A 15,363-nucleotide genomic window follows, 5' to 3' on the forward strand; every position below is an offset into this window, starting at 1 on the left:
GGGGTGTATCTGCCCACTGCCGAATTCAAGCGTCCGGACGGTTTCTCTTGGCTGAGTTCATTTACACCATGCGCAAGACGCGCAAAGCGCACGGCGACAAGGTGATTCTTGATGACGTCACCCTGAACTTCCTGCCGGGGGCGAAGATCGGCGTCGTCGGGCCGAACGGTGCCGGCAAGTCGACCGTGCTGAAGATCATGGCGGGCCTTGAGCAACCGTCCAACGGTGACGCGTTCCTGTCGCCCGGCTTCAGCGTCGGCATCCTCATGCAGGAGCCGCAGCTGGACGAGAGCAAGACGGTTCTGCAGAACGTCCAGGACGGCGCCGCCGAGCTCATGGGCAAGCTCAGCCGCTTCAACGAGGTCGCCGAGCTGATGGCGACCGACTACTCGGACGCGCTCCTGGACGAGATGGGCAAGCTCCAGGAGGACCTGGACCACGCGAACGCCTGGGACCTCGACGCGCAGCTGGAGCAGGCCATGGACGCGCTGGGCTGCCCGCCCGGCGACTGGCCGGTCACCAACCTCTCCGGTGGTGAGAAGCGCCGCGTCGCGCTCTGCAAGCTCCTCATCGAGGCGCCCGACCTGCTGCTCCTCGACGAGCCCACCAACCATCTCGACGCCGAGTCGGTGAACTGGCTGGAGCAGCACCTCTCTAAGTACGCGGGCGCCGTCGTCGCCGTCACGCACGACCGGTACTTCCTGAACAACGTCGCCGAGTGGATCCTCGAACTGGACCGCGGCCGTGCGATCCCCTACGAGGGCAACTACTCCACGTACCTCGACAAGAAGTCCGCCCGCCTCAAGGTCGAGGGCCGCAAGGACGAGAAGCGGCAGAAGCGGCTCAAGGAAGAGCTGGAGTGGGTGCGGTCCAACGCCAAGGGCCGCCAGACCAAGTCCAAGGCCCGCCTCGCCCGTTACGAGGAGATGGCGGCCGAGGCCGACAAGATGCGGAAGCTGGACTTCGAGGAGATCCAGATCCCGCCGGGCCCGCGACTCGGCTCCATCGTCGTCGAGGTCCAGAACCTGTCCAAGGCCTTCGGTGACAAGGTTCTGATCGATGACCTGAGCTTCACGCTGCCGCGCAACGGCATCGTCGGGGTCATCGGTCCCAACGGCGCCGGCAAGACCACGCTCTTCAAGATGATCCAGGGTCTGGAGACCCCGGACTCCGGCGCCATCAAGGTCGGCGACACCGTCAAGATCAGCTATGTCGACCAGAGCCGCGCCAACATCGACCCGAAGAAGACGCTGTGGGCCGTCGTCTCCGACGAGCTCGACTACATCAACGTCGGCCAGGTCGAGATGCCGTCGCGGGCGTACGTCTCCGCGTTCGGCTTCAAGGGCCCGGACCAGCAGAAGCCGGCCGGTGTCCTCTCCGGTGGTGAGCGCAACCGCCTGAACCTGGCGCTGACCCTCAAGGAGGGCGGCAACCTGCTGCTCCTCGACGAGCCCACCAACGACCTCGACGTGGAGACCCTGTCGTCGCTGGAGAACGCGCTGCTGGAGTTCCCCGGCGCTGCCGTGGTCATCTCCCACGACCGGTGGTTCCTGGACCGGGTCGCGACGCACATCCTCGCGTACGAGGGTGAGTCGAAGTGGTACTGGTTCGAGGGCAACTTCGAGTCGTACGAGAAGAACAAGGTCGAGCGGCTCGGAGCGGACGCCGCCCGTCCGCACCGCGCCACCTACAAGAAGCTGACCCGGGGCTGATCTCCTTGCGGCACATCTACCGCTGCCCGCTGCGCTGGGCGGACATGGACGCGTACGGCCACGTCAACAACGTGGTCTTCCTCCGCTATCTGGAGGAGGCGCGTATCGACTTCCTGTTCCGCCCGGACAAGGATTTCCAGCAGGGGTCCGTGGTGGCGCGCCATGAGATCGACTACAAGCAGCAGTTGGTGCACCGGCACACCCCGGTGGACATCGAGCTGTGGGTCACGCAGATCAGAGCGGCCTCGTTCACCATCTCCTACGAGGTCAAGGACCCGGACCAGGTGTATGTGCGGGCCCAGACGGTGATAGTGCCGTTCGACTTCGAGGCGCAGCGGCCGCGTCGTATCACCGCGGAGGAGCGCGAGTTCCTCCAGGAGTACGCGGACGACGGGGCCGGTTCCGCGGGGGCCGTCGCCGCATGACGGCCCTGCACCTCGTCGACGAGGGGGAGGCGGCGGATCTCGCCGCCTTCCTGGCCCGGCTGATCCACTACGACCGGGCCGCCGCGGTGCGGCTGCAGGCGTCGGGGACGACGCTCGCGGTGTTCGGCCGACCGCCGTCGTTCGAGGTGCTCGCGATCCGTACGGCACGGCTCGCGAAGCCGTACGAGGACGGTCTCGACCTCACCCTGGACGTGACGGTCTCGGCCGGTGAACTCCTGGAGTCCCTCGACGAGGCGGCGGCCACGGCGGCGGTGCCCGCCGCCGTCACCGGGCCGCCGTGGGCCGGAGTGCTGCCGCCGCGCGGCGGCTGGCGGCCGGAGCCGGGGCTGCCCGGCCTCGACGCGGTGCGCACGATCGTGGCCGCGGTGGTCGCCGAATTCCGTTCACGCATCGACGAGTTGGCGCCCGAGGGACGTACGCGGGCCGCGCTCGACGGGATCGGGCGGGAGATCTGGTCCCGGCCGGTCGGGGACACCGAACTCCCGGTAAGGGCCGCACACGCGGCCCAGTCGCTGGGCTTCCTCAGGCCCGCGCGCACCGCCTCCGCCTCCGCCCCCGACGAGGCCCCGCTGCGCCTGCTCTCGTCGGGGGCGTGGCTCAGGCTGCGGACGCCGTACGGGACCGTCGCCGTGCGCAAGGCCGGGCTCGGGGCGCTGGACGTCAGCGTCCGCTGAGCGTTCTCCTCCGGAGACCCCGGGAGGCCCCCCCGGAGCCCCCCGGGAGGCCGTCCCCTTCAGCGCTTCCTTTTCACGGCCCCCTTCGACCGCGGGTCAGCGGTGTTCGCTGTCGTCCGGCCATACGCCGATGTGGTCCGGTTCGAGTTCGAGGGCGACGCGGTCGCGCATACCGAGGGCCTCGGTGTACTCGGCGGGCAGTTGGAGCCGGCCGGCCCGGTCGAGCATCGCGTACTCGCGGGCCACCACCGTCTCGTGGCCGGTCGTGGCGTCGACCTCGGTGCGGCGCAGGACCTCCGTGGAGGTACGGCCGTCCCGGATGGCGACGGTCCGGCGGACCTCGGTGGCGACCGCCTGGTCGTGCGTGACGATCACGATGGTCGTGCCCAGCCGCTCGTTCGCGGTGCGGAAGGCGGCGAAGATCTGCTCGGCGGTGTGGGAGTCGAGTTCACCGGTGGGTTCGTCGGCGAGGAGGACCGAGGGGTCGTTGGCCAGCGCGACGGCGATGGCGACGCGCTGCTGCTGACCGCCGGACATCTGGAACGGGCGGCGGTCCCGGCACTCGCCGACCTCCAGCAACTCCAGCAGTTCCAGGGCGCGTTGGGCCTGCGCGCGACGGCCCTTGCGGGAGACGCCGAGCTGCATCGGCAGGGCGACGTTCTGGGCGGCCGTCAGATAGGGCAGGAGATTGCGGGCCGTCTGCTGCCAGACGAAGCCGACGGTCCCGCGCCGGTAGCTGAGCCGGTCCTTCGCCCCCATGGTCAGCAGGTCGTGCCCCGCGACCCGGGCGGCGCCCGCGGTGGGGGTGTCCAGACCCGCCAGGATGTTCATCAGGGTCGACTTGCCGCTGCCGGACGCGCCGACCAGCGCCATCAACTCGCCCTCGCGCACGAGGAGATCGAGGCCCTGGAGCGCCTGGACCTCCACGCCGTCCGTGGAGAAGATCCGCACCAGCCGGTCACAGGTGATCAGGGCGTCGTGGCCGTAGGCGGGCCGGTCGCGGCGGTCGGCGGCACGCCGGGCGAGGTCGGCGAAGGAAGGACCGGCAGGACCGGCGGAACCGGCCGGACCGGCGGAACCGGTGGGACCGACGGAGTCGGTGGTCGTCATCGGGCGTCTCCGATCGTGGTCGTCATCCGGTGGCTCCGGCTGGTCGTGGTCGTCGTCGGGCGACTTTCTTCGGGCGGCTTCGAGCGGCTTCGAGCGGCTTCGGGAGGGGTCATCGGGCGTCCCCCGCCCGCAGTTCCCTGACCGAACCCCGTCGTCCGGTCCACCACGCCTGGGCCGCGGCGATGCCCGTGGCGACGAGGAGCACGGCGAGCGCGGGCAGGAGCAGGGACGCCGGGTCGGTGTGCAGCGCGGCGGTGCCGGGGGGAGGGCTGCCGCTGGAGGTGGCGAGGGCCACGGCGGTCAGGTCGACGCCGGGCGCCAGGAGGCGGACCGCCGCCCAGCCCGTCAGGACCCCGCCCACCGCGGCGAGCAGGGCCTGCGGCAGCGCTTCGAGCACGAGCAGCCGACGGCCCTGGCTGCGGGTGAGGCCCATGGTGCGCAACCGGGCCAGCAGGGCGGAGCGTTCGGGAGCGGCGCGTACGAGGGCGAGCAGCAGCGCGAGTACGGCGTAGCCGGAGCCGGCGGCGACCGCCACCGCGTAGACGCGTTCGGCGCCGGACTGGAGAGGGGAGTCGACGTACCGCGCGCGTTCGTCGGCCCGCAGGCGGACGTCCGCGGCGCTGCCCGCGGCCTTGCGCAGGGCGCCCGCGTCCATCCGGTCCCCGGTCAGCAGGAGGGCCGTCGGACGGGCGGGGGCGGCGCCGAGGCCGGCGCGGTCCACGACGAGGAACTCGGTTCCCGAGACGGCCGGGGTCAGTTCGCGCACCACGGTGATGCGGACGGTGATGTCGCTGCCGTCCTCCAGGCGCACCGGGAAGGGCTGCGTGCCGAACCGCTCGGCGACGGTGGGGGAGGCGAGGGCGGGCAGCGGAGACGCGACCGACGCACCGTTCTCGGCGGACTTCGCGGACTTCGCGGACTTGGTGGGCTTCGCGGACTTCGCCGGCTTCGAGGAGTTCGCGGGCCTTGCGTCCGCCGGTGCCGTCAACTCGCCCGCGGGGAAGGCCCCGAGGTGTGTGCTGCGCGCCAGCCGGGCGTATCCCTCGGGGTCCACGCCCGCCAGGGGTACCGTCTCCACGCCGGTCCCGGGCCTGGCCTGGTAGCCGATGCTCAGCGGTGTGACCTCGCGTACGCCGCGTGCCGAGCGGAGCTGTTCGGGGAGGTCGGCGGGGAGCGCGCCCATCACCTCGACGCGGGCGTCGGCGCCCAGGCTCAGCAGGGCCGCCCGGTCCCGCGCGTCCGCGACGCCCGCGAGGACGGACCCGCCGAACGCGGCCGTGGTGAGGGCCGTCAGCAGGGCGAGCAGGGGCAGCACCGTGGAGACGGAGGTGCGGCCCGCACGGGCCAGGGAGAGATGCCCGACCGCACCGCGCAGCCGGCCTGCGGGACGGGCCAGCCAGCGCAGGGGGAGCGGGTAGAGCCGGACCAGCAGGAGCGCGGCGATCACACCGATCAGGACAGGTGCCAGCGCGACGAGTTGATCACCGGAGCCGGAGGCGTCCAGGTCCGCGGGGTCGCCCGAGCCGCCCGTACCGGCGGAACCGCCCGACGTCCCCCGGCTCCGCAGCGCGAACACCGCCGCCGACGCCAGTACCAGCAGGGTGAGTTCGGCGACCGTACGGCGGCGCGAAGGGCGTACGGACGCGAGGTCCTCACGGGCGCCGTGGACGCGTACGGCGCGGTGGGTGATCCAGGCGCGCACGGGCAGCATGGCGCAGGCGAGGAGCGCGACCGCGGCGGCGGTCCAGACGGCGTACGACAGGCGGCCGTACGGGACGGCGAGCACGGCTGCCGCGAGGCCGAGCGCGGCGGCCGGTACCGCGACCACCGCCGTCTCGGCGAACAGCCGGGCCGTCAGGCCGCGCAGGGACACGCCCCGGGCGCGCAGCAGGGCGAGTTCGCCGCGGCGGCGGTCGGCGGTGAGGCCGCCCGCCATGAGCAGGACGACGGCCGCGACCGTGGCACTGCCGAAGGCGGCGACGGCGATCAGGGGGCGGATGCCGGAGCGGAGTCCGGCGTACGAGGCGAGGACGTCGTCGAGGTCGGTGCTCGCGTCGGCCTCCGGATCCGTGAGCGCGCGCACCTTCAGCAGACCGGGGCCGGACTCCAGCGCGGCGATCGCGCTCGCCAGCCGGGGCAGTCCGCTCGCGGTCAGGGCGGCGGGGGACGGGGCCAGTTGCCAGTAGCGGGCGGGGGCGCCGGGGGTGCCGAGGAGGGCCGGCGCCGCGTCCGGGGCCAGGAGGAGCGCGCCGAGCCAGTAGATGCTCGGTTCGGCGCCCTGGGTCGGCAGCCGTACGAGGGACGGGGTGCGCAGGATGGGCTGGGTCGCCCAGTAGGCGCCCTCCCGGTCGCGCGGGGCGACGATGCCGGTGACACGTACGGCGAGCGGGGCGCGTTCGACGGCGGGTACGTGGATCACCGCACCGACCTTGATGTGGAGGCTGTCCGCGGTCTCCGTGGTGACCGCGGCCTCCAGTTCCGGCGTCGAGGCGGTGACCGTGCCGCCGGCGCGCGGGAGGCGGCCCTCGCGCAGCCGGGAGTGGTCGGCGAGGCCGTTCTGCGCGGCGAGGGTCATCTGCGCGGGCAGCCCGGTCGGCCGCGGCAGCCACTTCTCCGGCGCTTCGAGGGATTTCGTGGTTCGCACGCCGTACGCGGACTGCCCGGGGTCGGCGACCAGGGGCCGCTCGATCACCTTCAGGATGCTCCGGTACTGCTCGCGCAGGGAGGCCGGGCGCAGGACCGACTCGCGTTCCTGCTGCGTGGCGCCGAGGGAGGGCGGCGGGGCCGACAGCTGCACGGAGGTCCTGAGGGCCGTGGCGTCGGCGACCGCCCGGCGCAGACCCGCGTCCTCGTAACGGTCGACGGCACGCGGGAAGGACGCGGCCAGGCAGACGGTCGCCAGCACCAGCAGGGCGAGGGCGACGGCGGCACCGGGTGCGGCGCGCAGCCGGGTCCGGATCCAGGGGGCGACGACGGGGGGTTCGGCACCCCGACGCGTGAAGGTCCGGCGGCGGCCCGTCTCCCTCACCTCTTTGCCCGTCCCACTCACTTCTCCGTCCGTTTCGCTCTCCTCCCTGCCCATCTCACTCACCTCCCTGTTCGTGCAGCACACGCAGCGACCGCAGCGACGAGGCCGAGTCGCCCCGCCGCAGCGCCAGCACACCGGTCACGATCAGCGGCGCGGCCACCAGGCCCGCCAGCAGGAACGCGACGCGGGCGAGGGGCAGTTCCACCAGTACCTCCGGGACCGGCCGGGTGGCCCGGGACGTCAGCACGATCAACGGAATGACCGCCCGGGTCAGTACCGCTCCCAGCGCCACCCCCACCACCAGGGCCAGCGCCACCAGGACGCCCTGCTCGGCCGCGACCAGCCGGGCCAGCTGGCGGCGGGGCGCCCCCAGCGCGCGGAGCAGCGCGAACTCGGCGCTCCGCTCTCGCAGCGAGCCCGCCGTGCTCACCGCGAAGCCGACCGCGGCCAGCGCGGCGGCGACCACGGAGGCCGCGGCGAACGCCGCCTCCGGCCCCGCCCCGAACGGATCGTCCCGCAGCCGTTCCGCGATCTCGTCGCGCACGACGACCTGCGACGGCTCGACATCGGGCCGCTCGCGCAACTCGGCCGCCACCCGCGCCTCGGCGCCGGGCTCGGTGCGCAGCCACCACTCGGTGGGCGCGACGCTCTCCCCGTACCGCTCCTCCAGCACCCGGTTCACGGAACGCAGATCGACCAGCAGGGCCCCGCCGGAGCTCCGCGCGGTGCCGGAGCCCTCCGTGCCCTCCGTGGTCGGCAGCGCGCGGACGCTCTCCACGATCCGTACGGGTACGGCCGAGCCGCCGAAGGGGACGTCGAGGCGTTCTCCCTCGCGCGCGCCCGCGGCCTTCAGGAAGGCGTCGGTCGCGACGGCCTCGACCTCGGGTGCGGCGGGCCGTTCCGCCTGCAGCCGGATCGTCACCGACGAGGTCTCCCAGGGGGTCTCCCGGGGGATGTAGCCGGTTCCGTAGGTCACGGTCAGCGGGCGCTCGGACGTCACGTCCGGGCTCGTCGGGGTGTTGCCCGCCTTGGGGTCCGCCGTGGTCTGGTTGTTCTCCGACGTCACCTGCCAGGACGGGGGCGCCGACAGCGTCCGCCGCGTCCCGTCGGACGTCGTGGCCGTCAACTGCTCGACGGACAGCCGGTGTTCCTCCGCGCGCCCGGTCGGCTGGGACAGGTCCAGCTGCGCCCCGGTCAGCGAGAGGGGTTCGGCGGCCCGGTCGGACGGCGCCTGCTCGGCCTGTGCCAGCTGCACGGTGAGGCGGTGTGCCTTTCCGTCGGCGGGGAGGTCGCCCGCGGACATGCGGTACGGGGTGCCGTAGCGGTCCTCCAGTGTCACGGTCACCTCCGCCGACATCTTGGAGCGGTACGCCGCCGAGCCGGGGGCCGAGGGCTGCGCGCCCGCCCGGATGCGCAGCTCCAGTTCCATCCGCGTGCTGTCCTTCGGCAGGGTCACGCCCGTCGATCCCGCCCGGCCGGGGCCGAGCCCCGCCAGCAGCGGCCCGGCGGGCCTGTCCGCGAGGTCCCCGCGCAGCAGCATCGCGGCGGCGTCCCCGCTCCCGGAGCCGCCGTCGCCGGAGCGGCCTCCGGAGCCGTCGCCGGAGTCCGCCCCGGCACCCTCCGTGTCCAGCGCCAGCACCGCGGCCGTCCGGTTGCCGGACAGCGGCAGCGACGTACGCATGGCGGGGGCCGCCCCGCGCACGCCGTCGAGGTCCGCGTACAGCCCGGCCCGGGACAGGCCGTCCTCGCCGCCCGACAGGACCCGTACGGACGTGCCGGCCAGGAAGTCCGCCTGGTCGTCCTGCGAGCGGTTCCACGACGCGCCCTGGCCGATCGCGAGCATGCCCATGGCGACGGCGAGGACGAGCAGCAGGACCGGTCCCGCGCCGCGCATCGGGCGGCGGCTGAACTGCCAGCCCGCGAGCGCGGCCGGGAGCCCGCGGCCACCGGCCGCGCGCCGCTCGGCGAGACGGGCCACGGGCGGCATGAGGCGCAGGGTGAGGACCGTCCCGGCCAGCAGGGCCAGGGCGGGGGCGGCGACCAGCAGGGGGTCGATGCCGAGCGTGTCCGTGGGCGCGGCCTCCGACCGGCCGGGGCCGGTGGAGCCGACGGCGCCGGAGGTCTGCCGGCTCAACTGCCAGTACGCGACGGCCGCGACGACCAGCAGGCCGATGTCCGCACCGGCCCGCACCGGCGCCGGGAGCGAGCGGGCCCGGCCGCCCTCCGCGGTCTCCTCCCGCGCGGTCAGCGCGGGTACGGTCACCGCCAGCGCGCATCCCAGGGCGACCGCGGCAGCCGTCGTCCACACCGCTCCGGCCGTCGCCGAGGTGTCCAGGCGCAGCCCGATCCGCGACAGCGCCCCCTGTCCGGCCAGCAGCCGTGTCAGCGGCCCGGCGAGCAGCGGCGCGCAGACCGCGGCCGGCAGGGCGAGGAGCGAGGCCTCCAGCGCGGCGAGCGCGGCCACCCGCCCGCGTGAGGCGCCGCGTGCCCGCAACAGCCGTGTCTCACCGGCCCGTTCGACGCTCAGCAGCCGGGCCACGAGCAGCAGCGCGTAACCGGCGAGCAGGGCGAGCTGGAGCGCGACGATCAGCAGCGTCGACCGGGAGACCAGCAACGACCGCTCGACCCGCTCCAGTTCCTCAGGCAACGAGGTCGTGACGGCCGTGGTGCCGTGCAGCGCGGGCGACTTGAGCAGGGCGCGGGGCCCGGCGGTGGCCGTCTCCCGCAGGGCACCGATCCGCCCGGTCGTCAGCGCCGAGAAGTCGGCGGACGCCAGCCAGGCGGTCGGCCCGGCGCTGACCGGCCGCCCGCTTCCGGTGGCCGCGAGCACCGACGGGTCCGTCAGCAGCGGCCCGTACGTCGTGAAGTCGACCTTGCTGACCCCGCGTCCGTGCAGGTCGTCCAGTTGCCAGTAGGGCGAGGTGACGCGTACGGGCCGGTAGAGGCCGGTCACCAGGATCCGTACCTTCGGGCCGTCGAAACGGTCGACGAGGGTCAGCCGCGTGCCCGGTTCGACCGCCAGCCGGCGGGCGGCGGTCTCGGGAAGGGCCACCTCGATCTCGCGGCCGTCGGCGCGGTCGCCCGGGGCCCGGGGCGCGCGTCCCTCGACCGTCCGCACCTGGGAGGGGTCCAGCGCCGCGAAGTGGGTGAGGTCCGGGTCCTTCGAGCGGGCGGCGGGTTCCTGCAGGGACCTCGGCAGGGCGTAGGGCCCCGACCGGGTCAGCGTCCGCACCGTCATGGGCAGCCCGTCGAAGGTGCGCCCGGCCCCGTCCCGTACGGCCCGGTCGGCGGCCTCGCGCTCCGCCGCGGGGACGTCGGCCTTGACGATCAGCGTCGTGGCCGCGGCGCTCTGCGTGGCCGCCCCAGACGCCCCGGATGTCCCGGACGCCTCGCCCTCCTGGTCCGCCTGGTCCGCCTGGTCTGCCTGGTCGGTCTGGCCCGTCGTGGTCGCTGACGTGTCGAGGAGGGAGTGCCGCAGCGCCGCGTCGCCGATCGCACCCGAGTACGCGGTCAGGGTCGCCAGCACGGCCGTCGTCAGCAGGACGGTGAGCAGCGCGGCGGTCAGCAGCAAACGATGCGCTCGCACACGCAGTAGGACGAACCCCGTCACCCGGCCCCCCGCCGTATCGCCGGACTTCCCGGATCTTCGACGATGTTGTCAGAGGTGAGGGGGCGCGGGTAAGCGCTTGAGGACCGGGTTTGACCGGATCGTGACCGGAATCCGGCGACGCGCGACCGGAATCCGCGCGTCAGCCGGGGTTGTTGAACCCAAGACCGGTGCTGCTGTGCCGCCCGGTACGGGCGTTGCAGTCCCGCCTCAGGTGTTCACCATCGAATCAGCCCTCGGTGTTCACCATCGAAGCCGCCGCGTACGTCAGGTAGTTCCACAGTGTGTGCTCGTGCTCCTCGGAGAGGCCGAGCTCGTCGACGGCGACCCGCATGTGCTTCAGCCAGGCGTCGTGCGCCGCCCGGTCGACCGCGAAGGGGGCGTGCCGCATCCGCAGCCGGGGATGACCGCGGTTCTCGCTGTACGTGGTCGGACCGCCCCAGTACTGGATCAGGAACAGCGTGAAGCGCTCCTCGGCCGGGCCCAGGTCCTCCTCGGGATACATGGGCCGCAGCAGCGGGTCCCCGGCGACACCCTCGTAGAACCGGTGCACCAGGCGCCGGAAGGTCTCCTCGCCGCCGACCTGCTCGTAGAAGGTCTGCTCCTGAAGCGTGCCGCGCCGAATCTCTTTCACACCGTCCATGGTCTCAGACGGGCCGACCGAGGACTCAAGACTTAGGACCACCGAGGAATCGGCCGGACCGGAGGGGCCGGTTCCCCGGCCGGAGGGGCGGCCGGTCGCCGAATCGAAGGGACCGGTTCCGGATCGGGCGGCGCCGGCGCTCGCCTCCCGGCCCGTCCCGCAGCACAGTGGAGGCATGAGCACGTACGCGGTCGACCACGGGCTCGACGACCTCGCCGCCACGGCGCGGGCGGCGCTGGTGCGCGAGATCGACGCGAGCGGGGCCTGGGACGCCGACCCGGTCTGGCGGGCGGCCTTCGGGGCAGTCCCGCGCCACCTCTTCGTGCCGTACTACTACGTGGGCGCGGGCGGCCCGCGGGGCGGTTACGAGCGCAGATGGGGCGAGGACCCCAGTGCGCGCCGACGCGAGGAGTGGCTGCGCGGGGCGTACGCGGACACCCCGCTGGCCACGCGCATGCGCGACGGCGAGCTGCTGTCGTCCAGCAGCCAGCCGTCCCTGATGGCGAAGATGCTGGCCGAGCTGGCGGTACGGGACGGGGACGCGGTCCTGGAGATCGGCGCGGGCACCGGCTACAACGCGGCGCTGCTCTCGTACCGGCTGGGCGACGAGCTGGTCACCACGGTCGACCTGGACCCGGAGATCACGGAGTCCGCCCGGCGGCACCTGGCCGCCGCGGGCCGCCGCCCGGCCGTCGTCACCGGCGACGGGGCGCGCGGCTGCCCCGAGCGAGCCCCCTTCGACCGTGTCGTCGCCACCTGCGCGCTGAACACCGTCCCGCGCCCCTGGCTCGCCCAGTGCCGTCCCGGCGCCCGGATCCTCGCCCCGCTCGCCACCGGCCTGATCGCCCTGCGGGTACGGGACGCCGGGCACGCCGAAGGCCGCTTCCTGCACACGTCCGCCTACTTCGTGCCCCTGCGCGGCGGCACCCGGACCGAGCCCGAGGCCCCTGACGTGCACCTCTCCGGTCTGCCGCGCCGGGCCAGGGAGCACGAGCTGCTCCGCTTCCTGCTGACCCTGACGGCGGGCGGCCTCACCTCGGACGAGTTGCACGCGCTGTGGGAGCACGGGGGCTGGCCGGCGCGCGAGCGGTACGGGATCACGGTCGCCGGCGACCGCGCGTGGGCGTGGCTGGACGACCCCGGGGGGCGGCACACCTGGCCGCTGCCGTGACCACCGCCCGGTGACTGCTGTCCGGTGACCGCTGCCGTACCGCGCCCGAAGCGCCTAGCCCCGCCTGATCGTGATCGTCGTCCAGGCGCCCACGTGCACGCGGTCGCCGTCCAGGAGCGGGACGGGGACGAACGGCTGGATGGGGTCCTCGGCGCCGTTGACCGTGGTGCCGTTGGTCGAGTTCTGGTCGACGACCGCCCAGCTGCTGTCCGGCTGCTGCACGAGCACCGCGTGCTGGTGCGAGACGCCCGGGTCCTCCGGCGGCACCGACAGATCGATGTCCGGGGTGTCGCCCGTGGAGTGGCGGCGACGGCCGATCGTGATCTGGTTGCCGCTGAGCGGACGCTGCTGTTCCGGCGAGTACGCGGGCAGGTTCAGCCCCGCGGCCTCCGGTCCCGAGCGCTGCATCATCGCCATGAAGTACTCACGGTCGGGCCCGATCGTGATGCTCCACGACGACTGCTGTGGCTGTTGCGGCTGCTGCTGGTACCCGGCGGGCGCCTGCGTCGAGCCGGCCTGCGGGTAGCCGTAACCGCCACCAGGGCCACCGGGTGCGGGCGGGCCGCCGGGGCTGCCGGGCGCCGGCGGTGAGATCACCCAGTCGTCCGCGCCGCCCCCGAAGGACGGACCGCCCGGAGCCTGCGGACGCCCGGTCTCCGGCGGATACGCGGTCTCCTGCTGATACGAGGGCGGACCGGGCAGGCCGGGCTGTCCAGGAGGACCGGACTGCCCGGGAGGACCGGGCTGCTGGAACCCCTGGGGGCCGCCAGGACCGTTCGGGCCACCGGGACCGTTCGGACCGCCGTACCCACCCTGCCCGCCGGGGCCGGGACCGCCGTACCCGCCGGGGCCCCCGGGGCTGGTGCCCCCGGGACCGGGCGGTGCCGGTACTGGTCGTGACGGATCACCGGGGAAGCCCGAAGGGTCCTCGCCGTAGGGCGGGATCGGCTCCGCGGGCCGGTTCATCTGGGAGGGCCGGGAGCCCTGGTAGTCGAAGCCGCCGTGGGTCGGTCCTGGCTGCCCGGGAGGCGGCTGCTGCTGGAAGCGGAGCGCCGGGTTCTGTCCGCCGGGACCCGCACCCGGGCCGCCGGGGCCGCCGGGACCCGGACCGCCGGGACCGGGCCCCGGGGGACGCGGCGCGGCGGGGGTGTACGAGGTCGCGGTGTTCGTCAGGAAGTTCCACCGGCACTCCTCGCAGAACGGCGCCCCGCCCTCGCGCGGGGTGCGGCACTGCGGGCACAGCTCCGCCTCGGGCGCCGGGTCGGGCACCGCGGAGAGGTGGGGCCGGCCGCCCTGGCCGGGCGGCGGCTGCGTACCGGGCGGGGGATAGCCGTAACCGGCCGCCGGGGGCGGTGGCGGAGGTGGCGGGGGCACGGCACCGGCCATGCGGTGACCGCAGACCTCGCACCAGTCGTCGGAACCCGACTGGTGTCCGTTCGGGCAGGTCGGCATGTCGGCGCTTCCCCCTCTCATGTCCGGCCCACCGGGGACCGTAAATCGTGCAGAACGGCGTGCGTGATGCTCGCGTTTCGCTACGTACTGTGTGCGCGGTGCGTGTGCACTGCGCTACTTCTTTACACGAACAGTCTTTGTGGACCGTGTTTCGAGAGTCATCTCGTCGGCCTCCGCGACCTTCGCCTTCAATCGCACAGTACCCGCCGCGGCATCGACCACGTCCACCACCTTCGCAAGCAGTTTCGCCGTATCCGCGTTTCCGGAGGCACTCGCGAGCTGAACCGCGCGGCCCAGTTTGGCCGTTGCCCCGTCGGCATCTCCCGCTTTACGGGCATCCAGGCCCTGTTGGATGACTTGCGCCAGTTCCGCCTGACCCGTGTAGTGCGCGACCTGCGGATTGATCGACGTGGACGCCGTCATGTCGTCGGTCCACACGGCCCGTACGAGCCCCTGTGCGCCCAGGGTCTGGGCGGTGCCGTCGCCGTGCGGGATCACCAGGGAGACCCGGGCGGCGAGCATCTCCTGTCCCAGGCCGGCCTCGGGCACCTCCACGCACACGTGGTAGTCGCGGGACTCGTCGCCCCAGGAGCCCGTGGGGTAGTCCCCGGCGCGCGGGCCCGCCTCGGTACGGCGGTCGGTCAGCGGCTCGACCGTCGGCGCGACCTGCTTGACGAACTTGATGGAGGTGCCGACCGGGGTCCACAGCCGCAGCGCCACGTCCGCGACCTCCTTGCCCATGGCCGTCTCCATCATCTGCGTGAAGTCGGCGGACAGGCCCGCCGGATCGGCCACGATGTCGGCGGTGCCGAGCAGCGCGGACGCGATCCCCGTGACTTCTTTCACTTCCCAGTCCGTGCCGACGCCCCGGGCGTCCGCGGTGAAACGGCCGGCGCAGGCGTCCAGGGCGGCCTTGAGGTCCTCGGGCGACTCGTGTTCGTTGCGGCCGTCGGTGAGCACGATGCCGTGCCGGATGGTGACGTCCTCCGAGGACAGCAGCCGGTCGGCCAGCTTCAGCCAGGTGCCGATCGCGGTGCCGCCGCCCGCGCTGAGCTTGCGCAGCGACTGTTTCGCCTGTTCACGGGTCCGGGCGTCGGCGACGGCCAGTTCACCGTTGCCCGGGTAGACCTCCTTGGCCACGTGCGTTCCGCCGATGACCGCGAAGTGCACGCCGTCCCGCAGGGCGTCGATCGCGGCGGAGGTCGCGTCCCTGGCGCCGCGCATCTTGGTCGGCGGGTAGTCCATGGACCCGGAACAGTCGACCATGATCGCCACGGCCGCGTCCGGGCTCTGTCCCGGTGTGTACAGATGGGGTGCCGCGACGGCACTCCCGACCGTGCCGCCGCCGGTGGAGGTGACCGTCACGATCGCGTTGACCTCGCGGCCGCCCTCCGGCAGGTACTCGTTCTGGTAGACCTCCACCGAGAACTGCGGCACGTTCGACTTCGAGAAATTGGCCATGCGTTCTCTGCTCCCCCTCAGGACTCCCACAGGTCGTGGGTGATGTCGGTAGGCGGACC

10 protein-coding genes are annotated in these 15,363 nt (G+C 73.4%); 4 read left to right on the top strand and 6 right to left on the bottom strand.

What is annotated here, in order from left to right; all coding sequences use genetic code 11:
• Nucleotides 1-47: 47 nt before the first annotated feature.
• The 3 genes from ettA to ACZ60E_RS18575 are packed head-to-tail and all read left to right on the top strand — an operon-like array spanning nt 48 to nt 2,832.
• Nucleotides 48-1,712, top strand: a complete 1,665-nt coding sequence (gene ettA, locus ACZ60E_RS18565) for an energy-dependent translational throttle protein EttA (protein WP_384802407.1) — start codon at nt 48-50, stop codon at nt 1,710-1,712.
• 5 nt (nt 1,713-1,717) lie between these two features.
• A complete protein-coding gene (locus tag ACZ60E_RS18570) occupies nt 1,718-2,137 on the top strand; it encodes an acyl-CoA thioesterase (RefSeq protein WP_469441681.1) in 420 nt (139 codons plus the stop codon).
• Entirely contained in the window at nt 2,134-2,832 is a 699-nt protein-coding gene (locus ACZ60E_RS18575) for a DUF8185 domain-containing protein (protein WP_469441683.1), read from the top strand. Before ACZ60E_RS18570 ends, ACZ60E_RS18575 begins: the two co-directional genes overlap by 4 nt.
• A 96-nt stretch (nt 2,833-2,928) precedes the next feature.
• Here the strand turns inward: ACZ60E_RS18575 and ACZ60E_RS18580 are convergent, their stop codons facing one another.
• The 4 genes from ACZ60E_RS18580 to ACZ60E_RS18595 form a co-directional block, all read right to left on the bottom strand.
• Nucleotides 2,929-3,942 carry an ABC transporter ATP-binding protein gene (locus ACZ60E_RS18580; protein WP_469441685.1) on the bottom strand — a complete coding sequence of 338 codons (1,014 nt, stop codon included), beginning with the start codon at nt 3,940-3,942 and terminating at the stop codon, nt 2,929-2,931.
• Nucleotides 3,943-4,051: 109 nt separating this feature from the next.
• Nucleotides 4,052-7,024, bottom strand: coding sequence for an FtsX-like permease family protein (locus ACZ60E_RS18585; RefSeq protein WP_469441813.1), 2,973 nt, complete (start codon nt 7,022-7,024; stop codon nt 4,052-4,054).
• A 1-nt stretch (nt 7,025) separates the two neighbouring features.
• Entirely contained in the window at nt 7,026-10,580 is a 3,555-nt protein-coding gene (locus tag ACZ60E_RS18590; RefSeq protein WP_469441686.1) for an FtsX-like permease family protein, read from the bottom strand.
• A gap of 226 nt (nt 10,581-10,806) precedes the next feature.
• Nucleotides 10,807-11,220 (bottom strand): globin, encoded by a 414-nt coding sequence (locus tag ACZ60E_RS18595; protein ID WP_107016178.1) that lies wholly within the window; start codon nt 11,218-11,220, stop codon nt 10,807-10,809.
• A 175-nt stretch (nt 11,221-11,395) separates the two neighbouring features.
• On the opposite strand from ACZ60E_RS18595, the gene ACZ60E_RS18600 reads away from it, so the two are divergent.
• Nucleotides 11,396-12,391: a methyltransferase domain-containing protein gene (locus tag ACZ60E_RS18600; RefSeq protein WP_469441688.1), complete on the top strand. Its 996-nt coding sequence runs from the start codon at nt 11,396-11,398 to the stop codon at nt 12,389-12,391.
• Nucleotides 12,392-12,445: 54 nt separating this feature from the next.
• Here ACZ60E_RS18600 and ACZ60E_RS18605 read toward each other — a convergent pair whose 3' ends face one another.
• Entirely contained in the window at nt 12,446-13,843 is a 1,398-nt protein-coding gene (locus ACZ60E_RS18605; RefSeq protein WP_469441690.1) for an FHA domain-containing protein, read from the bottom strand.
• Nucleotides 13,844-13,957: 114 nt separating this feature from the next.
• Entirely contained in the window at nt 13,958-15,304 is a 1,347-nt protein-coding gene (locus tag ACZ60E_RS18610) for a vWA domain-containing protein (protein WP_384802431.1), read from the bottom strand.
• Nucleotides 15,305-15,363: the final 59 nt, after the last annotated feature.

It is taken from the genome of Streptomyces sp. NPDC102514 (assembly GCF_055584525.1).